At 74.9% G+C, this 21,316-nt stretch carries 20 protein-coding genes and 1 pseudogene; 11 read left to right on the top strand and 10 right to left on the bottom strand.

What is annotated here, in order from left to right; translation table 11 throughout:
- The first annotated feature begins 78 nt into the window (after positions 1-78).
- Positions 79-594, top strand: a complete 516-nt coding sequence (locus tag ACFYM0_RS02235) for a putative immunity protein (RefSeq protein ID WP_388495681.1) — start codon at positions 79-81, stop codon at positions 592-594.
- A gap of 20 nt (positions 595-614) precedes the next feature.
- Here ACFYM0_RS02235 and ACFYM0_RS02230 read toward each other — a convergent pair whose 3' ends face one another.
- Positions 615-1,655, bottom strand: coding sequence for a LacI family DNA-binding transcriptional regulator (locus ACFYM0_RS02230; protein WP_388495679.1), 1,041 nt, complete (start codon positions 1,653-1,655; stop codon positions 615-617).
- A 327-nt stretch (positions 1,656-1,982) separates the two neighbouring features.
- On the opposite strand from ACFYM0_RS02230, the gene ACFYM0_RS02225 reads away from it, so the two are divergent.
- The gene (locus ACFYM0_RS02225; RefSeq protein WP_388495678.1) at positions 1,983-2,726 is read left to right on the top strand and encodes an SDR family NAD(P)-dependent oxidoreductase; all 744 of its coding nucleotides are present in this window, start codon (positions 1,983-1,985) and stop codon (positions 2,724-2,726) included.
- Between the two features lie 41 nt (positions 2,727-2,767).
- On the opposite strand, the pseudogene ACFYM0_RS02220 reads toward ACFYM0_RS02225, so the two are convergent.
- The 3 genes and pseudogenes from ACFYM0_RS02220 to ACFYM0_RS02210 form a co-directional block, all read right to left on the bottom strand.
- Positions 2,768-3,302 (bottom strand): annotated as a pseudogene (locus tag ACFYM0_RS02220) (hypothetical protein); the annotation flags it as partial.
- A 6-nt stretch (positions 3,303-3,308) separates the two neighbouring features.
- Positions 3,309-4,079, bottom strand: a complete 771-nt coding sequence (locus ACFYM0_RS02215; RefSeq protein WP_388495676.1) for a peptidoglycan-binding protein — start codon at positions 4,077-4,079, stop codon at positions 3,309-3,311.
- 379 nt (positions 4,080-4,458) lie between these two features.
- On the bottom strand, positions 4,459-5,856 hold the full coding sequence (locus tag ACFYM0_RS02210) for an MFS transporter (RefSeq protein WP_388495675.1): 1,398 nt from the start codon (positions 5,854-5,856) through the stop codon (positions 4,459-4,461).
- Positions 5,857-6,222: 366 nt separating this feature from the next.
- Here ACFYM0_RS02210 and ACFYM0_RS02205 point away from each other — a divergent pair, with 366 nt between their 5' ends.
- The 3 genes from ACFYM0_RS02205 to ACFYM0_RS02195 all read left to right on the top strand — a co-directional run bounded on the left by ACFYM0_RS02205 (position 6,223) and on the right by ACFYM0_RS02195 (position 8,336).
- The gene (locus ACFYM0_RS02205; protein ID WP_388495674.1) at positions 6,223-6,741 is read left to right on the top strand and encodes a hypothetical protein; all 519 of its coding nucleotides are present in this window, start codon (positions 6,223-6,225) and stop codon (positions 6,739-6,741) included.
- A gap of 163 nt (positions 6,742-6,904) precedes the next feature.
- Positions 6,905-7,741, top strand: coding sequence for a MerR family transcriptional regulator (locus ACFYM0_RS02200; RefSeq protein WP_388495672.1), 837 nt, complete (start codon positions 6,905-6,907; stop codon positions 7,739-7,741).
- A 31-nt stretch (positions 7,742-7,772) separates the two neighbouring features.
- Positions 7,773-8,336, top strand: coding sequence for an adenylate kinase (locus ACFYM0_RS02195; RefSeq protein ID WP_388495670.1), 564 nt, complete (start codon positions 7,773-7,775; stop codon positions 8,334-8,336).
- Here the strand turns inward: ACFYM0_RS02195 and ACFYM0_RS02190 are convergent.
- Positions 8,285-8,644 carry a hypothetical protein gene (locus ACFYM0_RS02190; RefSeq protein WP_388495668.1) on the bottom strand — a complete coding sequence of 120 codons (360 nt, stop codon included), beginning with the start codon at positions 8,642-8,644 and terminating at the stop codon, positions 8,285-8,287. The two genes, ACFYM0_RS02195 and ACFYM0_RS02190, sit on opposite strands and share 52 nt — an antisense overlap.
- A gap of 147 nt (positions 8,645-8,791) precedes the next feature.
- Between ACFYM0_RS02190 and ACFYM0_RS02185 the strand changes: the two genes are divergently transcribed.
- Positions 8,792-9,265, top strand: coding sequence for a hypothetical protein (locus ACFYM0_RS02185; RefSeq protein WP_388495666.1), 474 nt, complete (start codon positions 8,792-8,794; stop codon positions 9,263-9,265).
- An 80-nt stretch (positions 9,266-9,345) separates the two neighbouring features.
- Here ACFYM0_RS02185 and ACFYM0_RS02180 read toward each other — a convergent pair whose 3' ends face one another.
- Both ACFYM0_RS02180 and ACFYM0_RS02175 read right to left on the bottom strand, forming a co-directional pair.
- Positions 9,346-11,199, bottom strand: coding sequence for a hypothetical protein (locus tag ACFYM0_RS02180; protein ID WP_388495665.1), 1,854 nt, complete (start codon positions 11,197-11,199; stop codon positions 9,346-9,348).
- Between the two features lie 80 nt (positions 11,200-11,279).
- Positions 11,280-12,317 (bottom strand): helix-turn-helix transcriptional regulator, encoded by a 1,038-nt coding sequence (locus ACFYM0_RS02175; protein WP_388495663.1) that lies wholly within the window; start codon positions 12,315-12,317, stop codon positions 11,280-11,282.
- Between the two features lie 101 nt (positions 12,318-12,418).
- On the opposite strand from ACFYM0_RS02175, the gene ACFYM0_RS02170 reads away from it, so the two are divergent.
- Positions 12,419-12,892, top strand: coding sequence for a DUF3224 domain-containing protein (locus tag ACFYM0_RS02170; protein WP_388495662.1), 474 nt, complete (start codon positions 12,419-12,421; stop codon positions 12,890-12,892).
- Here ACFYM0_RS02170 and ACFYM0_RS02165 read toward each other — a convergent pair.
- The gene (locus ACFYM0_RS02165; protein WP_388495660.1) at positions 12,880-14,877 is read right to left on the bottom strand and encodes a heavy metal translocating P-type ATPase; all 1,998 of its coding nucleotides are present in this window, start codon (positions 14,875-14,877) and stop codon (positions 12,880-12,882) included. The two genes, ACFYM0_RS02170 and ACFYM0_RS02165, sit on opposite strands and share 13 nt — an antisense overlap.
- Before the next feature lie 73 nt (positions 14,878-14,950).
- Between ACFYM0_RS02165 and ACFYM0_RS02160 the strand changes: the two genes are divergently transcribed.
- On the top strand, positions 14,951-15,259 hold the full coding sequence (locus ACFYM0_RS02160; RefSeq protein WP_388495658.1) for an ArsR/SmtB family transcription factor: 309 nt from the start codon (positions 14,951-14,953) through the stop codon (positions 15,257-15,259).
- Between the two features lie 16 nt (positions 15,260-15,275).
- Here the strand turns inward: ACFYM0_RS02160 and ACFYM0_RS02155 are convergent, their stop codons facing one another.
- Positions 15,276-18,008, bottom strand: a complete 2,733-nt coding sequence (locus ACFYM0_RS02155; RefSeq protein WP_388495656.1) for a DNRLRE domain-containing protein — start codon at positions 18,006-18,008, stop codon at positions 15,276-15,278.
- An 838-nt stretch (positions 18,009-18,846) separates the two neighbouring features.
- On the opposite strand from ACFYM0_RS02155, the gene ACFYM0_RS02150 reads away from it, so the two are divergent.
- The 3 genes from ACFYM0_RS02150 to ACFYM0_RS02140 all read left to right on the top strand — a co-directional run bounded on the left by ACFYM0_RS02150 (position 18,847) and on the right by ACFYM0_RS02140 (position 20,369).
- Positions 18,847-19,149 (top strand): hypothetical protein, encoded by a 303-nt coding sequence (locus ACFYM0_RS02150; RefSeq protein ID WP_388495655.1) that lies wholly within the window; start codon positions 18,847-18,849, stop codon positions 19,147-19,149.
- Between the two features lie 131 nt (positions 19,150-19,280).
- Positions 19,281-19,739, top strand: coding sequence for a Crp/Fnr family transcriptional regulator (locus tag ACFYM0_RS02145; protein ID WP_388495653.1), 459 nt, complete (start codon positions 19,281-19,283; stop codon positions 19,737-19,739).
- Positions 19,740-19,925: 186 nt separating this feature from the next.
- Positions 19,926-20,369: a subtilase-type protease inhibitor gene (locus tag ACFYM0_RS02140; protein ID WP_388495651.1), complete on the top strand. Its 444-nt coding sequence runs from the start codon at positions 19,926-19,928 to the stop codon at positions 20,367-20,369.
- Positions 20,370-20,377: 8 nt separating this feature from the next.
- Here the strand turns inward: ACFYM0_RS02140 and ACFYM0_RS02135 are convergent, their stop codons facing one another.
- Positions 20,378-21,247, bottom strand: a complete 870-nt coding sequence (locus ACFYM0_RS02135) for a GNAT family N-acetyltransferase (protein WP_388495650.1) — start codon at positions 21,245-21,247, stop codon at positions 20,378-20,380.
- Between the last annotated feature and the right edge of the window lie 69 nt (positions 21,248-21,316).

Raw genomic sequence — 21,316 nt, 5'->3', positions numbered from 1 at the left:
GGAGCGCCGGGATAGGCCGGGGCGGTCACGGACCTCCCCGGCGTACTCTGACGGCCGACCGGACCAAGGAGACCCACCATGATCCTCCCGAAGATCCGGGACCCCCGCTTCGTGACCATCCGCCGGGGCGGGACCCTCACCGACGCGGACCATCACCTCCTCGCCCTGTGGGCGGCATCCTGCGCGGAACACGTCCTCGACCTGTTCGAGTCGGCCCGGCCCGAGGACCCGCGACCGCGTCAGGCGATCGAGCACGCCCGCGCGTGGGTGCGCGGCGAGGTCACGATGACCCGATCGCGCTCGGCGGGCGGCCATGCGATGGGCGCGGCCAGGGACCTGCGCGGGGCGGCCCGTCACGCCGCCTACGCCGCGGGCCAGGCCGGGGCCGTGGCCCACGTCGCCGCGCACGAGCTCGGCGCGGCCGCCTACGCGATCAAGGCCGCACGGGCCGCCGCACCGGAAGGCGAGGGCGAGGCCGCGGGGCGCCGGGAGTGCCGGTGGCAGCGCGACCAGCTCCCGGAGGCGATCCGCGAACTCGTGCTCGACGACCAGCGGTTGCGCAGCGACATCTGCTGGTCGGCCTTCGACTGCTGAACCGGGGCCGACTGCGGCGCTCACGCCGAATCGCGGACCACCAGCTCGGGGTCGAAGAGCACCTCCACCGGTTCGGGCGCCGCCGTGCCGGACACCCGGTCGAGGAGGAGGCGGACCATCTCCGCCGCCATCTCCTCCACCGGCTGGCGGACCGTGGTCAGGCGGGGCCTGGACGCCACCGCCGCGTTGGAGTCGTCGAAGCCGACCACCGCGACGTCCTGCGGGATCCGGCGGCCGTGTTCGCGCAGCACCAGACAGGCCCCTTGGGCCATCAGGTCGTTCGCCGCGAACACCCCGTCCAGGTCCGGGCGTTCGGCCAGCAGCGCGCGCATCGCCTGCTCGCCGCCGTCCAGCGTGAAGTCCGCCTCGGCCACCCGTACCGCCGTTCCGGCCAGCGCCTCCCGGAAGCCCGCCACCCGGTCCCGGCTCGCCGGCACGTCCGCCGGCCCGCCGATCGCGACGAGGCGCCGGCAGCCCCGGGCGAGGAGGTGCCGCGCGGCCAGCGCCCCGCCCTCCCGGTGGCGCAGGTCGACCCAGTCCAGCGGGATCCCGGGCGCCGGACGGGCGAAGAGCACCGCGGGCAGTCCGGAGCGCGCGAGCAGGTCGGGCAGCGGGTCGTGGCCGTCGGTCGTGACGAGCAGCGCCCCGTCTCCGCCGCCCTGAGCGAGGTACGCGAGCACCTGCGCGCGGTCCGCCTCCCCGTCGGCGAACAGCAGCACCGGATGCACACCGCGCGGGCGCAGGGCCCGTACGACCCCGCTCACCACGCGCCCGAAGAAGGGGTCCTGGAACACCCGGCCGGTGTCCGCGCCCGCGCCCGAGACCACCAGCGCCACCGCACCCGAGCGCCGGGTCACCAGCGAGCGGGCCGCACGGTTGGGCACGTACCCGGTCGCGGCGACGGCCCGCTGGACCGCCTGCTGGATGGCGGGGTCCACGTTGCGGACCCCGTTCACCACGCGGGACACCGTGGCCCGGGACACCCCGGCGGCACGGGCCACGTCCTCCAGGGTCGGGGCCGTGCCGGTGCCGGTACCGGTGGCCGTGCTCGCTGCGTCCATGGCGGCACTGTAGCCGCCCGCGCTCGCACCCCACCCAGCCCCCCGATCGCCCCCGGAGCGGCAAGGCACCCGCGCTACGACCGGCCCCCGACGGCGAACAGCCCCACCTCCGCCGCCCGGCCCGCGAGCCCGCGCACCGGGCGCTCGCCTCCCGCTCATGACGACTCGAGGTCCTCGTCGGCTCGTTGGGGGTGCGGGGTGCGGGGTGCGGGGCGGCCTTTTCGGCGAGCCCCTTGGGCATGACGACCGATATGTATCGCGGTGTTAGCCTGCGGCGATCCCAGGTGTGGGCACGACACGGGGTAATGCGTCATGCAGGAGGCTCATATGTCACGTCGTCCGGTCACCATCGTCACGGGAGGCAGTCGCGGCATCGGCGCCGCCACCTGCGTCCGGCTCGCCGCCGACGGGCACGATCTCGTCCTCGGCTACCTCCATGACGACGCGGCCGCCAAGGCCACCGCCGAGCGGGTACGGGAGGCCGGCGCGCGGTGTGTGACCGTGCGCGGTGACACGTCCGATGAGTGCGGTGTGGAGCGGCTCTTCGACATCGCCGGGGCCGAGCTCGGTGCGGTGACCGGACTGGTCAACAACGCCGGAGTGACCGGCACCCCGGGGCGGCTCGCCGACATCCGGGTCGAGGACCTGCGCCGCGTGCTGGACGTGAACCTCCTCGGGTACCTGCTCTGTTGCCGCCGGGCCGCCCGGGACATGGCCGAGTCGGGCGGCGGGGCGATCGTGAACGTCTCCTCCGCGGCCGCCACCCTCGGCAGTCCCGGCCGCTACGTCCACTACGCCGCGACCAAGGCCGCCACCGACACCCTGACCCTGGGTCTCGCCAAGGAGCTGGGCCCGGACGGGATCCGGGTCAACGCCGTGGCCCCCGGCATCATCGACACCGACATGCACGCCGCCATGGGGGACCCCGACCGCCCCGCGCTCGCGGCCGCCGAGATCCCGCTCGGCCGGGCCGGGCAGCCGGCGGAGGTGGCCTCGGCCATCGCCTGGCTGCTGTCCCCGGACGCCGCGTACACGACCGGTACGGTCCTGCGCGTCGCCGGCGGGCGCTGAACGGACCCGTCCCACTCCCCGGCCATCCCCTCACCAGAGGTGCTGGGCAGCCAGTCGGTGGCGCCCAGCACCTCGCGCGCGATGTCGGCCACGGATCGTCCGTCGGTCGCCACGTGCACCGTGCCGGGGGGGCGTCCGCTCATCCAGGATCCGTGCCTTGCGGGCGCTGCTCTCCAGCTCGGACTCCAGCTCCGAGCCCAGTTCCCGACCGGTCAGCCGCTCGCGGGTGGTGGCGTCGGAGGCGGTGAGCACCACCCGCACGATCCGGCCGTGCGGACCCACGGCCCGCCGGAACATGCCCTCGTTCTCGGCCAGAACGCTCACGGTGTGCGTGTAGATCAGGCGGCGGTAGCCGAGTTCGGCGTAGTTCGACCAGAGTGCCGTGAGGTTGCGCTCGGCGATCTTCCTGCGGCGGGGGTCCCCCTCCGGAGCGGGATGCGCCTGCCCCATGAAGTCGCCTTCGATGACGCAGTGCGCGACCATCGCCGCGCGCAGACGCGCCGATACCTCCCATCCCACGGTCGTCTTGCCGACGCCCGCGCGCCCTCCCACGAGCAGGACCTCTGCTTGATCCATGAGGGGTCAGCCTCCGGTCGCGAAGGCCGCGCGAGTGGCCGGTCCGTAGATGCCCGGCGGATCGCCCTCGATGCTCCTGTTCTGCTGGAGCTGGTGGACACCGCGCCGGGTCTGCTCGTCGTACACCCCGGTGACGGAGACGTACGTGAACCCCTGGGCGTGGAGCCGTTCCTGCAGGGCGCGCACCTCGGCCCCGCGGTCCCCCGGGCTCAGCGTCCCGCCGTCGCCCGGCGTCGGGCGCCTGCCCGGCGGGTCCGTCGGACCCGTCGGCTTCGGGTCCCGGCTCGGACCCGCCGACGGGCCGGCAGAGGGCTGACCGGGACCGGTCGGAGCCGTCGCGGACGGGGATCCGGGCTCGGACGGGCGTACGGACTCCACGGCCGGGGTGGGCTCCTCGTCCGCCCCCGGGCTGCGTGCGGGGAGCACCGGCACGGACAGGCCCGGCGGGGCCACGGCGCGCGGCGGCTCCCGGTCGGGGCTGCGCAGGAGGAACGCGAGGGCCCCGGCCGCCCCGAGGGCCAGCAGGGCGAGTCCGAGGAACGGGAGGCGGCTGCCCCGCCGGTCGGACGCGGGGGCCACCGCGGGAGCGGCCTGCTGCGCGGGACCCGATTCCCCCACGGGCACGCGCGAAGGCCCGGGCGCCTCGGCGGGCGGCCCGAAGCGCGTCGTTACGGTCATCCGCCCCGACTCCTCGGGCCAGGCGGGCGCGGAGGAACCGGGCAGCGGGCCCGAGGGTGCCACGTAGGGGCGTACGAGCAAGCGATCGTCGTCGGGCACGAGCCCACTCTCATCGGGGTCAGGGGGACACGGTTGTCTCCCGGCGGGTACGGGGGCCGGCGCGGCGGTGCGGTGTCGGCCCCCGTACCCGGCCGGTCAGGTCCTACGCCGTCGGGCGACCGGTACCGTCCCGGCACGGGCGGCCGGAACACGGCACGTCGCGGGCAGGGTCGGTCCGGATGACGGTGTTCGACCGGCGCACTCTTTCCCCAGGAGATGCCCCAGGTCAAGCCGGATGTCCGATCCACCCCATCCGCCCGGTCTGGGCATGCCCTCTTCACCGGAACCGTCCTGTGAGGTGCCGTTCCTCTGTCGGGCCCGGGCGGTCGGCCGTCCGCATTGCGGACGGCCAACTCCCGGCCCGGGAACCGCCGCTGGTCTATCGCCGGTCGGCCGGTGAAGCGTTGCGGTCGGTGACGGCGGCCGACGCGGTCGCGCCCGGGCCCGATCCGGATCCCGAGCCCGCGCCCCCACCCGATCCCGTGACTGTCCGCCTGGCCGGGCGGGACGTCGAGGTGACCCGGACGGTGACGGCGGCCAGGGCCATCAAGGCGGCTCCGGCCAGCGGTGCCGCCGGCACCGAGATGCCGTCGACGGCGAGGCCGCCGGACAGCGCGCCCGCGGCGATCGCCAGGTTGAACATCGCCACCATCAGCGAGGAGGCGGCCTCCGCGTCGTCCGGGGCGGCCTTGATCATCCAGCTCTGGAGGCTGACCGAGACCCCGCCGTACACGAGCCCCCAGGCCAGCAGCAGCACCGTACCGGCGACCGCTCCCGGCACCAGGGCGATCAACGCCAGGATCACCGTGAGGGCGGCCCCCACGGTGAACAGCGTGCGGTACGGGTCGCGCGCTCCCGCCAGGAAGTTGCCCGCCACGCCCGCGACTCCGTATCCGAGGAGGAGGGTGCTCACGTAGGCGGCGTTCACCCCGGACACGTCCTGCAGGATCGGCCGTACGAAGGTGTAGGCCGCGAACTGCCCCGTCACCACCAGGAAGGTGACGACCACCCCGGCCCGGACCGCGCGGTTGCGCCGCAGCAGGGCGGGGAGCTGGGCGAAGGTGATGGTCCGGGTCGGCGGCAACGGCGGGAGCAGCAGGAGCAGCGCCGCCAGGGTGAGGACTCCGAGCCCGCCCACGGCCGCGAAGGCGAAGCGCCAGCCGCCGAGTTCGCCGAGCAGGGTTCCGGCGGGGACGCCGAGGACCGAGGCGGTGGGGACTCCGCCGAAGACGAGCGCGGTGGCCCGGCCGACCTGGTGCGCGGGGACGAGACGGACGGCGAGGCCGCCGGCTATGGCCCAGAACCCGCCGACGCTGACCCCTACGAGCAGCCGGGCCGCCAGCAGCACCCCGAAGCCCTGGGCCACGGCGGCGACCAGGTTGGCGACGGCCATCAGGGCGATCAGCACGACCAGCACCCACCGCCGGTCGAGGCGGCCGGCGCCCACGGTGACGAGGGGCGCGCAGAATCCCGCGACCAGCCCCGGCACGGTGACCATGAGTCCGGCGGTGCCGTCGGACACACCGAGATCGGCACCCACGGGGGTGAGCAGGCCCACGGGCAGCAGCTCGGAGGTGATGAGGCAGAAGATCCCGAGCGCCACCGCCCCCACCGCTCCCCACCCCCGCCATCCGGCGACGGCCTCGTCCGGCACGCGGTCCGGGACCGCGGCCGGCCCGGAATCCGATGCGCGGGCGTGGGTGTTGCCCGGCCGGTGCTTGGGCTCCGGTACGTGTGGTTCGTTCGGTTCGTTGCCGGGCGCGGGGGCTTCGGTCATGGGGCGGGACTCCGTACGGTGCAGGCAGGCGGGCGGGCAGCGGGCGGCCCGCCGGAGCGTTCCCGCCGGTCGGGCGGGGCCCTCCGGGGAGCCGGCACGGCACCGCGGAGCACCGGGGGTCGCGCCTCCCCCGGCATCCGCGCTGTCGTTCCCATCCGAACCTTGTCCGGATTTCCGCGCCAGGTCCACCCCCGTCCACGTGCGCGGTCTCCCGGACCGGTGAACCTCCCGTCGCGGCAGAAACGATCACAGTGGCCCCACAGAACCGTTCCGGCGGCGCCCACGGCACTTCCCCGCCCCGTGGTCCGCGTGCTCCCGTGCCCGAGCGCGGGAGCCGGTCTCCGGTCCGTGCGGCATGGTGGTCCGATGCAGTTGCGCCGGGTCCTGCCCCTCTCCCTCGTCGCCCTCCTCGCGAGCGCCGGCTGCGTGTCGGTCGGCGGCCCGCGGGATGCCGAGGGGCCCGCGCGCGGCTCCGTACCGCCCGCCGACGCTCCGGAGCTCGGCCGGCCGGGCGACGCGTCGCCCGCGGCCGATCCGGTCGGACTTCCCGCCGGGCCGCTGCCCCTCGGTCGACTCCCGGCGAGGGCCGAAGCAGACCGGGACGGTGCCGATCAGGACGGCGCCGGCCGGGACGGCCCCGCCCGGGACGGCCGACCCGGACACGCCCGGCCCGCCGCCAAGGCCCCCCGCCAGGCGGCCGAACCGCGCACGAAGCCGGCCGCGCCGCGCCGCGCGCACCCGCCCAAGACGGCCGCCGCCCGGCCCGGGCGCCCCGCACGCGCCCCCGGACCGACGCTGCCCCGCACGGACGAGCTGTGCGCGGCCGCGGAAGGTTCCCTGCCGCCATCCATCGTGGATCTCTGCATCCGCCAGGCAGGCCGGTGAACCGAGCCGCTGAGCCGATCCGCCGGCCCGATCCGCCAGCCCGAGGCACTTCCCGGTCTGCTGACCCGGTCTGCTGACCCGAGCCGCTGACCTGGCCCGATGGCCGCATATTCTGGGCGCGCTTGACTCTCACACCGTGTCAGGGCCTGCACTGGAAGGCGTCATGTTCACCATCGGAGACTTCGCCAAGCACGGCCGGGTGTCGGTCCGCATGCTGCGTCACTACGACGCCCTCGGACTGCTGCACCCGGCCCGTGTCGACCCCGCCAGCGGCTACCGCTACTACGAGGCCGGGCAGCTCGCCCGCCTCAACCGTGTCATCGCGCTCAAGGAGCTCGGCTTCAGCCTGGAACAGGTGGGGTCGATACTCGGCGAACTGGTGAGTGCGGAGGAACTGCGCGGCATGCTGCGGCTGCGGCAGGCGGAACTGGAGTCGGCCATGGCCGCAGCGGCGGCCCGGCTGACCCAGGTCGAGACGAGGCTCCGGATCATCGAGAACGAGGGAACCATGTCTTCCATCGACATCGTCGTGAAGAGCCTTCCACCCGTCCGCCTCGCCGAGTTGAGCGGGGTCGCGGGCAGCTACGAGGGGCAGGACATCGGCCCGGTCATCGGCCCGCTCTACGACGAGCTGTGCCGCCGCGTCGAGGCCGCCGGCGTCACGCCGACCGCCCCGGGAATCGCCTACTACGAGGACGCCGGCGACACGGAGCGGCCGGGCGCCGTCCTGGTCCACGCCGGGCTGCCGGTGGCCGCATCCGTGCGTGCGGAGGACCTCGGGGGCGAGGTACGGATCGTCGTGCTGCCCGCCGTCGAGCGGGCGGCGACGGTCGTGCACCGGGGCTCGATGGACTCCGTCCTGCCGACCGCGCAGGCCCTGGCCCAGTGGATCGACGCGAACGGGGAGCGCTCCGCCGGCTACGCGCGCGAGGTCTCCCTGGCCTGTCCGGAGGACCGGGACCAGTGGGTCACCGAACTCCAGGAGCCGCTCGGCGCCTGAGGCGGGGCACCCCACCGGTTAGGCTCCGCTGATGCAACGCGTCCTCGTGGTCGGCATCAGCGGAGCCGGCAAGTCCACCCTGGCCCGGGAGTTGGGACGGCTGCTCGCGCTGCCCTACCACGAGATGGACGAGCTGCACTTCTCCGGGCCGGGGTGGGCCGTCAGCCCGTCCTACGTCGCCGACCTGACCCGGATCGCGGAGGGCGACCGGTGGATCCTCGACTCCCACGGGCCACAGGCCGCGCGCGAGGTGCTGTGGCGGCGGGCCGACACCGTGGTGTGGCTGGACCAGCCGCGCCGTACCGTCATGCGCCGGGTGCTGGTGCGCTCGCTGCGCCGGAGCCTGCTGCGGGAGCGGCTGTTCGGCGGCAATCGCGAGCGGTGGCGCGAGTGGCTGCTCGCCGACCACCCCGCATGGTGGGCCTGGTCCCAGTACGGGGCCCGGCGCGCGGAAATCGGCGGGCTGGCCCGCGACGGGCGGTTCGCTCCGCTGCGGGTGGTGCGGCTGCGCTCCCCGGAGGCCGCCGAAGCCTGGCTGCGGGCTCAGCTACCGGCGGGGCGGCCGCCCGTCACGGAGCGGCCGCCCATCACGTAGGCGCGACCCCGTACGGCGCCCCGCACCGTTCCGCGCCGGGCCGTGCGCAGCCGGCGCATCGTGGCGTGGCCGCGGCGGCGCCATTCCGCCCGCGGCAGACCGGCTCGCTGGCCGCCGCCGGTGATCAGGGCGTTGACCGGCGCGTGCGGGTCCGCGGCGAGACCTTTGGCGACCAGGACCCCGACCACGAGCGGGACCAGGGCCACGGCCAGAGCCGATCCGGCGGTGGTCACGTGCTGCTGCATGCGCGGGCGGCTCGCGGTGCGCGCGCTGGCGGTCACGGTGGCGGTCACGGTCTCGGAGGTCATGCCCCCATTCGATCAGCGGGGGCCGTCCCGGGAATCGGGCCGGATACTCAGGTCGTTGGGTGTGAGGTACTCAGAAGCGGACCGCACCGGAACAGTCCGGACCGGACGACGGAACCAGGGGACCACGGAACCAGGGGGCAGCCGTACGTGAACACACCCGGGCAGGGCTTCGAACCGGCCGACGGCGACGGCCCCGCGCTCTCCGCCGCGGCACGGGCGGCGGAGCTGCGTACCGCCTACGAAGGCCTGTTGCAGATCCGTCGGCTCGTCAACGGCCCGTCGGGCGCCGGGGTTCCCGCCCCGTGGGAACTGCGCCTGATGCCGCGCGCGGTGGCCCTCGTGCTGGAGGCGGCGGGCCTCCCGCCCTCGGCCCGGGATCCGCAGGACCCGGACGGGCGGCCGCGCACCCGGACCGGGTACCGGGTGGGCCCCGCCACGTCCGGGGACGGCCGCGTCGAGGTGACCTGGGTCGGCCCGGCGGGCGGCGGCGCGGCCGAGGAGGAGCAGGAACGCCTCACGGCCTGCGCGGCCGCCCTCGAACGGCTGGGCTGGGTCTGCCTGCTGTACCGCGGCCCCCGCCGCCGCCGTTTCCTGGAGGTCGAGCCGCCGCAGGCTCCCTGAGGCCGGCCCGAAATCCGGTACGGCCGCGCACGGCGCCGGGGCACACTCGCCCGAGGGGAATGCCCGAAGCACGGTCCCGGTCAGGCCTTCTCCCCGCCCGGGCCCGGTCCTCCCGGCCGGAGCCCGTCGATCCGCCGCAGGGTGTCCCGTAGCGCTTCGGCCAGCCGTTCGTCCTCGCGCATCTCCTGGTCCTGGTCGCCGAGGTACATCGGGATGCGGACGCGTCCTTCCGCCGCCGCCCGCAGGGTGGGCAGGGCCGGGGCGGCCGCGGGGCCCAGGGCTGCGAGGATCCGGCAGACGTACGGGCCGAATCCGTCGCGCACCACATGGTCCAGGAAGGCGTCGAGCGACGTTCCCGTCGGCTCGTCCCCGGCGTGCAGCCAGAGGGTCGCGAGGAGCCGTGGGTGCGCGCGGTCCGCGTCGGCCGCGTTCTCCCTGAGGCGGGCCAGGTGGTGGGGCTCCAGTCCGCCGTTGTCGGCCAGCCACTCCAGCAGCCGGGCCGACAGCGCGATATCGCGCGGACCGTCCCCCAGCCGGGCGAGGGCCGCTTCCGCCCGGCGGCGCTCCCCGGAGATCCGGACCAGGGCCATGGCGGTGTGCCCGGCCCGGGTGCCCGGGGCGTTGTCGGGCAGCGTGTCGAGCAGGGGGAGGGCGGGGGCCGCCGCCGGGCCGACGGCTCCGAGGGTGGCGATCAGGCTTCTCACCAGGCGGACCTCCCGCCGGGCGGGTACGCCGTCCTCCGGCTGCCCGGACGCCGGTGCGGCCGTCAGCCCCGCCAGCATCCGGACCAGCACCGGCACCGCGGGGGCCGCGGCCGCTCCGCACACTCCGAGGACGGCGAGCGCCCGTTCCGCTTCCTGGGGCCCGGGCCGGTCCAGGGCCGCCACGGCTGCCGCCACGAGCGGAGCGAGGTCCGTGCCGGGTACGCCGGCCAGTCCCCCGGCGGCCTCCACGGCCTCCCACCCGCACGCCCCCTCGCGGAGCATCCGGCAGAGCTCCGGCAGGGCCCGTACGTCCCCGATCCGGGCCAGCCCCAGCGTGGCCGCCGCCGACCCGGCGGGGCCCGGCTCCGCCAGCTCCTCCCGGCACATCCGGGCCGATTCCAGCGAGGCCCCGAGCACGCGTGCGGCGGCCGGCCCCGCCCAGGGGTCCGCCAGCAACGGCCGCAGGTGCGGTACGAGGGCCGCCGGGGCCCCCCGCCAGTGGCGCATCGCCTGCTCCGCGAGGTCCACGGCCGCGACCCGGGCCGCCCGCGCCGGACGGACCGCGAGCCGGGCGACCTGCGCGCGGCAGGTGCTCTCGTCGGTGGAACGGCGCGCCTCCAGCCCCCACACGGTGCCGATCCGCCATGCCACCCGGCTGCCGGGGCCGCCGATCCGCGTCCCGGCGGCGTCGAGGTCCGCGAGGACGGCTTCGCCTTCGGGAGCCGGGGTGGCGCGCAGTCTGACCGCCGGATCGGCGTCGGTGCGCAGCCGCTCCGCGAGACCGTCCCCGCCCCGCACGAGCAGGGCCTCGGCGAGCGCGAGGCGGGCGACGGGGTCGGGTGCGCCCGGGCCTTCCCCGGGGGCGGTCAGGAGCTCCTCGGCCCGTGCCCGGTCCGCTTCGGCGAGCAGCCAGGCGGCCGCCCGCCGCACGGGCGGGTCGGGGTCGTCCAGCAGGGGCAGCGCGGTCCGGGCCGCGGCCGTACGGTCCTCGGCGCCGGATGCCAGATCGGTGAGCAGCCGGAGCACCCACAGCCGTACGTCGCCCCGCGCGCCGGATGCCAGGGAGGCGAGCCGCCTCGCCCGGGGGCCGTCGGCGTCGCGGCGTACGGCATCGAGGACCGCGGAGCGCGCCGCCCCGTAGGCGTGGCCCGTACGGTCCTGCGCGGCCTCTTCGAGCCAGGCGTCCACACAGTCGGCCGGGCCCTCGGGACCCGGCGGTCGGGGGCTCACGGCCCCGGGCGCAGAACGCCCTTTCGCATCGTCATGCCGTGGATCCTCGCCGGGCCGCCGGGCAGGCCGCAAGCGGATTCTCATCGGTACCGACCGGCCAGTTCGGCCACCGCGTCCGCGAGGGCCCGGCGCAGCTCCGGCGGGCCGAGCACCTCGGCGTCCGTGCCGAGACGGAGCAGGTCGCCGACGGCCACGGAGCCGGACTCCACGGCGAGTTCCACTTCCGCCCAGCCCTCCGCGTCGGGCGGCCCCGCGGTGGCCAGGGCGCGGACGCCCGCCGCCCCGAACCACATCGGCAGCAGGCGCCGGGCGTGCGGGGAGAGCCGTACGACGGCGGTCCGGCGGCGCGTGGCCGCCTCCAGGCGGCGGGCGGACTCCTCCCAGTACGCGGCGAGTTCGAACCCGTCGGGACGCTCGAAGCGCTGCCCGGGGGTCTCCACGGAGAGGAACCGGCCCACCCGGTAGGTCCGCACGCCGCCCTCGGTCCTCTCGGACATGGGAGCGGGAGCGGCCACCGCGGGCCGCACCACCTCCACGGGCTCCACCCCCTCCGCGGCCCGGGCGGCGGCCAAGTACCAGATGCCGCCCTTGAGTACGAGTCCGAGTGGGCACAGCAGGCGGTGGACGGCGCCGCTCCAGCGGCGGTAGTGGGTGCTCAGGATCCGCTGCTCCCACACCGCCTCGGCGATCTGCGCGAGGTGCGGTACGGGGTCGGCGTCGCGGAACCAGGCCGGCGCGTCGAGGTGGAAGCGCTGCTGGATCCGGCGGGCCCGGTCGGCGAGTTCGGCGGGGAGAGCGGCCTGGAGTTTCAGCTGGGCGGCGGTGAGGTCCGCGCCGAGGCCGAGGTCCCGGGCGGGTCCGGGGGCGCCGGCGAGGAACAGGGAGCCGGCCTGGACGTCCGTCAGGCCGGTGAGGCGGGTCCGGTAGCCGTCGACGAGCCGGAATCCACCGGCCGGCCCGCGCTCGGCGTGGACGGGGATCCCGGAGGCGCCGAGCGCCTCGACGTCCCGGTACACCGTCCGGACGGAGACCTCCAGCTCGGCGGCGAGCTCGGGGGCGGTCATCCGGCCGCGGTTCTGGAGCAGCAGGAGGAGGGAGAGGAGCCGGTCGGCGCGCATGCGGTCATTGTCCGGCATACCTGACAGGAGGTGTCAGGTACGCCGCCCAGGCTGTGCACGGACGGGCCGACGGCCCGCGCAACCCACACCAGGAGGCCCCCGTGCCCACGCCGACGCACACGCACCCCAGCACGACGACTCCCGCATCCACGGCGAACCGCTTCACCTTCAAGGACTGGGAGGAGCACCCGGTCGGCCCGGAAGGCGTCTTCCCCCGACTGGCCCGCGCCACCGTCACCAACGCCTTCACCGGCGTCCTCACCGCCCCCGCGACGACCTGCACCTACACCGTGGCCTACGCCGGGGAGAGCACCGGCACCTTCACCGGTATGGAGCTGGTCACCGGCAGCGTCGACGGCCGCGAAGGCGTCTTCGTCCTGGAGGAACACGGCACCTTCGACGCCACCGGCACCCACTGCCGCTTCACGGTGGTTCCGGGCTCGGGCACCGGAGGCCTGGCCGGCCTCGCCGGCTCCGGCTCCTTCGCCCACCGCTACGGCGACACCTCGGTGGAATACGCCTTCGACCACGCCTTCGACGGCGGGGGCACGGCGGCCGCCGATCAGTCGGCGTAGCGCAGCAGGCGCAGCGCGTTCGCGACGACCACGAGGGTGGAGCCCTCGTGGACCAGGACCGCCGGGCCGATGCCGAGGCCCAGTGCGGTGGCCGGGACGAGCACGGCCACGATGCCGAGGCTCAGCCAGAGGTTCTGCCGGATGACGCGGCTCGCGCGGCGGCTCAGGCCGGTGATGAAGGGGAGCCTGCGCAGGTCGTCGGACATCAGGGCGATGTCCGCGGTCTCCAGGGCCACGGCCGAACCGGCCGCGCCCATCGCCACGCCGACGGTGGCCCCGGCCATGGCCGGGGCGTCGTTGACGCCGTCCCCGATCATCGCCGTACGGGCCGTGCGGCGCAGCCGGGTCACCTCGGCGACCTTGTCCTCGGGCAGCAGGCCGCCCCGGACCTCGTCCATGCCGATCGCGCGGCCCACCGCGTCGGCCACCCGCTGGTCGTCGCCCGACAGCATCACGGTCCGCTGCACCCCGAGCCCTCGCAGGGCGGCCACCGCCGCGGCGGCTTCGGGGCGCGGGGCGTCCATCAGGCCGAGCGTGCCGAGCCAGCGGTCGCCCCGGCGGACCAGCATGGTGGTGCGGCCGGCCCGGGCGAGCTCCTCCGTACGGTCGCGGAGCCGGGCCGGTACGGGCGGGCCCGCGAGGGTGTCCGCGTAGGCGAGGCTGCCGATGTGGACGGCCTCCCCGTCGAGCTCGGCGACGACTCCGCGTCCGATGACGGCCCGCAGGCTCCCCGCCTCGGAGGGGGCCGCCCCGGAGGCGGCGGCCCCCTGCAGGAGTCCCGCGCCGTCGCGGACCACGGCCTGCGCGAGGGGGTGGTCGCTGAGGCGCTGCGCGGCGACGGCGGTGCGCAGCAGCTCCTCGCGGCCGGCGGCGTCGAGGGGCTCGACCTCGGTGAGGCGCGGCCGGCCCTCGGTCAGGGTGCCGGTCTTGTCGAAGGCGATGGTCCGCAGCCGGCCGAACTCCTCCAGCGGCGCACCGCCCTTGACCAGTACTCCCCCGCGTGCCGCCCGGCCCACGGCGCTGAGCACGGCGGCCGGGGTGGCGATGGCCAGGGCGCAGGGGCTGGCGGCGACGAGGACGGCCATGGCGCGGTAGAAGGTGTCGGCGAAGGGCTCGCCGGTGAGCGCGCCGACGGCGAGCAGGACGGCGACGAGTACGAGGACGCCCGGTACGAAGAACCTCGTGAACCGCTCGGTGAACCGCTGGGTCGGCGAGGTGCGCTCCTCGGCGTCCTGGACCAGCTTGACGACCCTGGCCAGGGTGTTTTCCCCGGCGAGGCGGGTGACGACGAGGTCGAGGGCGCCGGAGCCGTTGACCGTGCCGGCGTAGACGCGGCTCTCGGGTCCGGCCGCGCCCGGGTCGGCGAGGGCGGCGGCCCGGTCGGCGACGGGGGCCTTGTCTGCGGGGACGCTCTCGCCGGTGATGGGCGACTGGTCGACGCTGCTGGTGCCCGCGGCGACGAAACCGTCGGCGGGGACGCCGGTGTGGGGCCGGACGACGACGGTGTCACCCACGGCCAGCTCCTCGACCGGGACCTCCACCGGCGCCCCCGCACCCCGGCGCACCAGGGCGGTGCGCGGAGCCAGCGCGCCGAGCGCTTCGATGGAGCGGCGGGCCCGGCCCATGGCGTAGCCCTCCAGGGCGTGGCCGAGGCTGAAGAGGACGAGCAGGACGGCGCCCTCCTCCCATCGCCCGATCGCTGCGGCGCCGGCCGCGGCGACGAGCATGAGGAAGTCGACCTGGAAGCGGCCGCCGCGTACGGCGAGCAGGGCCTCGCGGAGGGTGAAGAACCCGCCGAAGGCGTACGCCGCGATGAAGAGGGCCTGCGGGGCGGGGCCTCCGTAGCCGGTGAGCCGGAGAGTGAGGCCCGTGAGGTAGACGGTGAGGGCGAGCAGGGCGCTGACCAGCTCGGCGCGCTCGCCCAGGAATCCGTGGCGGTGGGTGGTCACGCCACCGCCCGTGGTCACGTTCTCGGCTTCAGTCATGGCATCAACATATCAGCATGTTGAAATATATGAACCTGGAGACGTCCTGATGTCTTGATCTAAGGTGACCGGCATGGAACCGGAACCGCTCACCGAACCGGACGCCGCCGCCGTGGCCGAGGTCCTTCAGGGCCTGGCCTCCCCGGCCCGGATCCGCATCCTCGCCCGCCTGCTGCACGCCCCCTGCTCGGTCGGCGAGCTGGCCGGGGCACTCGACCTCGGCCAGCCCACCGTCTCGAACCATCTGCGGCTCCTGCGCCACCTCGACCTGGTGACCGGCCGCCGCGACGGACGCAGCGTGATCTACGAACTCCACGACGCGCACGTCGCGGCCCTGCTCCGGCAGATCCTGGCGCACGTCCACCACGGCGGACGCCCGTAGGAACCTCCCGGTCCCGCTACGGCGCGCCGAAGGTGAGCGTCAGCTTCGGGCTGCCCTCGTTGGCCGCGGCCTCGGAGGACCACAGCCACAGCGCGTCCGTCCCGGCGCTGCTCAGCGCCAGGCTGTACGCGCTGCCGAGCGCCCCCGCGACCGCGGTCTTGTCCAGGCCCGTCGTGTGGACGGCCGACCCCTCGGGGACGCCCGCGAAGCTGCCGAGCGCGGGGCCGCCGAGTGCCGGGCGGTTGGCGTACGTGGTCCCGGCTTCCGTCCAGGAGCCGGTGACCGGGAGCACGGACACCGTGTCCGTCGTACCGGCGCCGCTCATGGTGCTGGTCTTCACGCTCAGCGTGGCCGCCTTGAGCACGGTGCCGGCGGGGGCCGCGGGCAGATTGAACCGCAGGTAGCCCGCGTAGAACGAGGTTCCGCGCACCGCGAGCGAGCCGGACGTCCCGTAATTGGTGGTCGGGGCGCCCGCGTTGGCGTACGTGTCCTCGGCGGCCTGGACCTCGACGACCGAGTCGGCCGGGGCGGAGGCCAGGGCGTGGTGGTTCTGCACCTGGGCCGCGCTCAGGACCGTCGGGTAGACGGCGGTCTCGTCCAGCCGGCCCGCCCAGTACTCGCTGACCGGCCGGTCCGGCCAGCCGCCGAGGCTGTCGCCGCCCACGTGCCAGTAGCCCGCGAAGTTCTCGTGCGCGGTGAAGCCCAGCGTGCCCTTCTGGACTCCGTCCACGTACAGGGTCATGCCGCCCGGGCCCTGGGTCGCGACGACGTGGTGCCACTGGTTGTCGTTGTACGCGGCCGAGGTCGTGACGGTGTGGGTCCCGCCGCTGTAGACGCCGTAGACGAGCCGGCCGTCGTTGGTCATGTAGACGTGCTTGTCGTACTGGCTGCTGCCGCGGGACTGGTTGTTGCCGAACCCGACGAGCTTGCCGCCCCTGGTGGTGTTCGTCTTGAACCAGGTCTCGATGCTGTACGTGGAGCCGACGTTCTGGCGCCGGTCCCCGTACACCTGGGTGTCCGTGCCGTCGAAGCCGATGGCCGTGCTCGCGCCCGTGACGGCACCGGGCGTCTGGCGCAGGGCGGGTGCGTTCAGGTGCACACCGCTCTGGTTGCCGCCGTCCGAGGAGTCCGCGACGAAGGGCAGGGCCGACTCGTCGTAGCGCCAGAACAGCTGGGCGCCGTCCGCGCGGACCGCACTGGGGTACGCGTCGGGCGAGTTCGGCACGGTCACGCTCGCCGTGCCCGACAGGGCACTGGCGTTGCCGGCCGCGTCGGTGGCGGTCACCCGGTAGGTGTAGGTCTGTCCCGCGGTGACGGTGGTGTCGGTCCAGGAGGTCTGCGGACGGCGGAAGAACAGCGAGTCCGCCGCGATCGTGGCGATCGGCGTGGCCGAGCCGTTGCGGTAGACCTTGTAGGTGAGCGTGCCGTCGTCCAGGTCGAGGCTGGTGCGCCAGCGCACCTGCACCTCACCGGGCTTGAAGCTCACGGCGCTCGCCACCGGGACGCTGGGCGCGCCCGTGTCCCCGGTGGAGGCGAAGCGCGTCAGGCTCTGCTGCGCCGAACCGTTGACGGTGGTGAACTCTCCGCCCACCCAGAGGTACTGGACGCCGCCCTTGGAGCCGACCGCCATCACGCGCGGGCCGATGCCCTCGCCGATGCCGTCGTTGGTGTCGGGAGCCCAGCCCAGCTTGCCGGTCGCGGTGGTCGGCTGGGCCAGCAGGTGGTGGCGCTGGCCGTCCGGGAACTCGCCGATGCTGGAGCAGTCGTGCGCGTGCGAGGCGCTGTAGAGCACGTCCTGGTAGGGGAGCACGGACTGGGTCGCGCCCAGGCAGGTGTCGCGCCAGCGCTGGCCGAAGTCGCTCAGGTTGAGGGCGATCCGGCCGTCGAAGACGCCTCCGCCCGTGCCCTCGTTGGCGGTGTAGAAGCCGGTGGCGTCGGTGGCGATGTCCTTGATCACCGAGTTGGTGTCGACGAACCCGGGGTAGGCCTTGGTGACGGCGCCGGTGGTCGCGTCGACGACGGCGAGGGCGTGGCTGTTCGCGCCGCCCACGGTGAAGAAGTCACCGCCCAGGACCACGTGTTCGCCGTCCGGGGTGAGCTCTACGGCCCGGCCCGGCTCGTCGGCGTTCGCGGTGAAGGGCTTCAGCGTGCCGTCGGCCGCGTCGACGGCGGCGAACCGCTCGCGCGGCTGGCCCGCGACGGTGAGGAAGTCGCCGCCCGCGTACACGGTGTCGCCGGTGACGGCGAGGGCCCGGACGGTGGCCGCGAAGGCGGGCCGGAAGCCGGTCTTCACGGTGCAGGTCGCCACGTCGATGGCGGCGAGGCTGGAGACCGCGGTGCCGTTGACGGCGCCGAAGTAGCCGCCCGCGTACAGGGTCGCCTTGTCCGGCGAGAGGACGAGCGCGCGGACGGTGGCGGTTCCGGAGCCCACGGTGAAGGACAGCTTGCAGGAGGTCGGGGCGCCCGTCGCGGCGTCGAGCGTCGCGAAGTTCACCGCCTCCTGCTCGGTTCCGGCGGCGCCGTCCGGCGGGCGGACCTCGGAAAAGGTACCGCCGACGAAGACCCGGCCGCCCGCCTCGGCCAGGGCCCACACGACGCCGTTGGCCTGCCAGGTGGGCAGTTCGTCGGCGGTGAAGGCCACCGGCGGGGTGATGGCCGCGGCCTCTTCGACGAGGCCGAGGCCCATGGCCGTGCAGGTGCCGGCCAGCGCCAAGGTGAGAGCGGTGGCCAGCCCTCTGGATCTACGCATGAACCCCCCAGTTCGGAAAACGAAAGCGAAAACGGAATACGGAGTGCGGCACATCGAATGGCCGGAAACCATCGTACGGATGTCCACGACCATGACCACGGGCACCCTAGGGGGAATCCCGCTTCCGTTCACCGCACTTGACCCATCTCATGCCAACCCGCACCTCCCGCCCGCACCCCCGGAACGGGGCCCGGCTCACCGATAGGGGTCGGCACCTCCCGGAGGCGGGTGAGGGCACTGCGGAGCAGTCGGGTGTCCTCGGCGCCGAGATGACGGGACCACTCCCCCTCGACCCGGGACCCGCCTCCCGCGCGACGGCCACGGCGGCCGCACCCCGACTGCGGGCCATGGCCGGATCCCGCCGCAAGGCGCCCGGGGCGACCCACCTCGAGCCGCTGATCGACATCCCGGCCCCACGGGCAGGGCATCGCCGTCCCGCTGGGCCGGACCCGTACGATGCCGCCCGGGGCGGCGGCGACCGCGGCGCAGGGGGCCTGATCGATGGGGTTCCCCTTCCACACCCGGCGCCGGCTGGCCGGCTTCCGGCTCACCGCCACGGACTGCGACTGGACGACCGGCACGGGTGACGGCACGGCCGCCCGCCGGACCTGACGGACCGCGACGGGGCCCGCGTACCCGTGGCCCAAGACCCACGGCCCACCACCCGCACCCGCACCCGCACCGGCCCGTCCGGTACGTGGGACGCCGGGCCCGTTCTCGCGATTGCCGCCCCACCCGGGCCCGTGCCCCTCTACGGTGCCCTGGGGGACGGAACAGCACGGGCAGGAGCGCACGCCCGGGGACGTACGCGGGCGCGGGACCGGAGGGGCGGAGCGGGATGAGCGACGAAGAAGACACGCGGCTGGCGAGGATGACCCCCGAGATCTCCCGCCGCACCCTGACCCTGCTCCGCGGTCTGGCCGGGCTCGAACCACCGGAGCAGGTGCCCGAGGAAGCCATGACCGCCGCCGACGAGGTCCTCGCGGAATACGGCACCGATGGGCTCCGCGTGCTGGTCATGACCCTGGCGGCCTGGGCGACGGCACAGATCGAGAACGTCTCCGAGCTGAGCGGGCGCAGCCACGAGGCCGTCCTCGACGCCATGGAGCTGGCCTGCCTGGAGGCCGGCGCGGAGGAGTAGCCGGGCCGCGCTCGCGGCCCGCGGGGGTTTGCGCCGCCGAAAATCGGACAATTCTCCGGAGACGGGCGCCCCGGATTCGGTCCGGCGTCGGCGACACTGGGGGGAGCGGGGGGTCCCGATCGGAGGCCGTCGTGAGCACACCTTCCCCCATCCGGATCGCTGCCGTCCTGTCGACCGAACACCGCGGACGGCTCATGTCGCACGCCCGTGAGGTCAATTTCCACGAGGGCGCGCGGATCTTCGACGAGGGCACCCGGGCAGACTCCTTCTGGATCGTGCGCTCCGGCACGGTGACCCTGGAGATCCCGGTACCGGGCCGCCGGCCCACGCCCATCGAGAGCCTGGGCCCCGGAGAACTGGTCGGCTGGTCGTGGCTGTTCCCGCCGTACGTGTGGCAGTTGGGCGCCGAGGCCATGACGCCCGTCCGCGCGTACGAGTTCGACGCCACGACCGTACGGATGCTCATGGACGCCGACCCGGCCTTCGGGTCCGCCCTCGGCCACTGGGTCGGCCGGGTGCTCGCGCTGCGGCTGCACCAGACCCGGACCCGGCTCATGGACCTGTACGCCCCGCGTCTCGCCGCGAGCTGATCCGGACGGGTTCGGGCCGATTCCGCCGACCGCTCCCCCACAGGTCAGCCGCCTCCGACCCGCTGCGGTCTGCGGTCATGCGTGCGCGCTGCGTGACGAGAAGTAGAGGTGCGAACGGGCGTTCCGGTTCCGCATGGGCAAGACTCGCGTCCGTTATCCGACGCAACGACGCGAGGAGTGTTCGACATGCGATCCGTCACCAGGACCCTGGGACTGTCGTCCGCCGCCATGGGGCTCACCGCCCTCACCGCCCTCACCGGCTCGGGCATCGCCGGAGCCGCGCCCGCCGGCACCGAAAGCCTGTACGCCCCGTCGGCGCTCGTCCTGAGCGTCACCGACGGCGAGGACGCGGCGAGCGGTACGGTGCTGCGCGCGGTCACGCTGGTCTGCGCGCCCCGGCCCGGCGGAACCCACCCGGACCCGGACGCGGCCTGCGCCGAGTTACAGGCCTACGCCCCCGAGCTGGACGCGCTCGCCGAGCCGCGCCCCGACGCGGCGTGTACCCGGGAGTGGAGCCCGGTGACCGTCACCGCCGAAGGCGTGTGGCAGGGCCGCCGGATGAACTACTCCTACACCTACGCCAACCCGTGCGCCCTGTGGAACACCACCGGCACGGTCTTCGCCATCTGAGCCGCGGATCAGCCCAGCTCCAGACTCGTGACCCCGTACATGCCGCTCAGGTCGAGGTCCGGCTCCTGGCCGGTGTACATCCGTGCGGTCTCGAAGGTCGGGGTCAGGCCCAGTCCGCCCAGCAGGGCGGCGGCCCGCGGATGGGCGTCCGGTACGTCCACGACGACCTTGCCGTCGGGAGTCCGCTCGGCGAGCCGGAACAGCAGGGCGGCGGCGACGGCCGGGTCGGCGGCGTAGAGCGGCCCGATCCGCGGGGCGCCGCTGCCCGGCCGGACGACGCCGAGCCCCTCGACCCGGCCGTCCCGCACCGCGGCGAGGGCGGTACGGCCGGGCAGGCCGACCCAGGCGGCGAGGAAGGCGTCGCGCGGCGCGGGAAAGAACCTGCGGTCGTACGCGGCGAGTTGTCCGAAGGGCAGGGTGCCCGCGTCCACGATCCGCACCCCGGAGGGCGCCTGGGGCGCGGGTTCCCCGGCCTTCCGCGGCACCCCTTCGTGGCGGACGTTGTTCCAGGCCGAACGGAAGCCGGACTTGCGGTAGTTGTGCTGCTGCTCGACCACCCCGTCCAGGCCGACGAGCCGCCCGTCGAGCCGCTCCATTCCGGCCTTCCACAGCCGGATCCCGTAGCCCTGACCGCGGACGTCGGGGCGGGCGATGTAGAAGCCGATGAAACCGAAGCCGGCGCCGTAGCGGACCGCCGAGATGCAGGCGACGGGCTCCCCGCGGAGCCGCCCGACGAGGAAACCGCCCGGATCGGCGACGGCGAACGCGAACCGGTCGGAGTCCCCGGGATTCCAGCCCTCCTCGTCGGCCCAGTCCCGGAGCAGCGCCATGTCGGCGGCGCTCGCGCCGTTGATCTCGAATCCAGTCGATCCCGTCATGTCCGATGTTGTACCAGATCCGCCCCCCGGGGGGGGTGTCTTGCCGATCAGGCCGGATCAGGGACCGGC

Origin of the sequence: Streptomyces sp. NPDC006487 (assembly GCF_042870555.1) — a bacterium.
In the GTDB taxonomy this organism is placed as follows: Bacteria; Actinomycetota; Actinomycetes; order Streptomycetales; family Streptomycetaceae; genus Streptomyces.
Note: the sequence above shows the minus strand (reverse complement) of the source record. Positions and strands in the feature narration are given on the sequence as shown.

Coding starts and splice junctions, on each gene's coding strand:
- ACFYM0_RS02190 (WP_388495668.1), bottom strand. CDS start 8,644: ATGACCTCCGAGACCGTGACCGCCACCGTGACCGCCAGCGCGCGCACC.
- ACFYM0_RS02155 (WP_388495656.1), bottom strand. CDS start 18,008: ATGCGTAGATCCAGAGGGCTGGCCACCGCTCTCACCTTGGCGCTGGCC.
- ACFYM0_RS02165 (WP_388495660.1), bottom strand. CDS start 14,877: ATGACTGAAGCCGAGAACGTGACCACGGGCGGTGGCGTGACCACCCAC.
- ACFYM0_RS02195 (WP_388495670.1), top strand. CDS start 7,773: ATGCAACGCGTCCTCGTGGTCGGCATCAGCGGAGCCGGCAAGTCCACC.
- ACFYM0_RS02150 (WP_388495655.1), top strand. CDS start 18,847: ATGAGCGACGAAGAAGACACGCGGCTGGCGAGGATGACCCCCGAGATC.
- ACFYM0_RS02205 (WP_388495674.1), top strand. CDS start 6,223: ATGCAGTTGCGCCGGGTCCTGCCCCTCTCCCTCGTCGCCCTCCTCGCG.
- ACFYM0_RS02200 (WP_388495672.1), top strand. CDS start 6,905: ATGTTCACCATCGGAGACTTCGCCAAGCACGGCCGGGTGTCGGTCCGC.
- ACFYM0_RS02230 (WP_388495679.1), bottom strand. CDS start 1,655: ATGGACGCAGCGAGCACGGCCACCGGTACCGGCACCGGCACGGCCCCG.
- ACFYM0_RS02225 (WP_388495678.1), top strand. CDS start 1,983: ATGTCACGTCGTCCGGTCACCATCGTCACGGGAGGCAGTCGCGGCATC.
- ACFYM0_RS02140 (WP_388495651.1), top strand. CDS start 19,926: ATGCGATCCGTCACCAGGACCCTGGGACTGTCGTCCGCCGCCATGGGG.
- ACFYM0_RS02210 (WP_388495675.1), bottom strand. CDS start 5,856: ATGACCGAAGCCCCCGCGCCCGGCAACGAACCGAACGAACCACACGTA.
- ACFYM0_RS02135 (WP_388495650.1), bottom strand. CDS start 21,247: ATGACGGGATCGACTGGATTCGAGATCAACGGCGCGAGCGCCGCCGAC.
- ACFYM0_RS02175 (WP_388495663.1), bottom strand. CDS start 12,317: ATGCGCGCCGACCGGCTCCTCTCCCTCCTCCTGCTGCTCCAGAACCGC.
- ACFYM0_RS02235 (WP_388495681.1), top strand. CDS start 79: ATGATCCTCCCGAAGATCCGGGACCCCCGCTTCGTGACCATCCGCCGG.
- ACFYM0_RS02160 (WP_388495658.1), top strand. CDS start 14,951: ATGGAACCGGAACCGCTCACCGAACCGGACGCCGCCGCCGTGGCCGAG.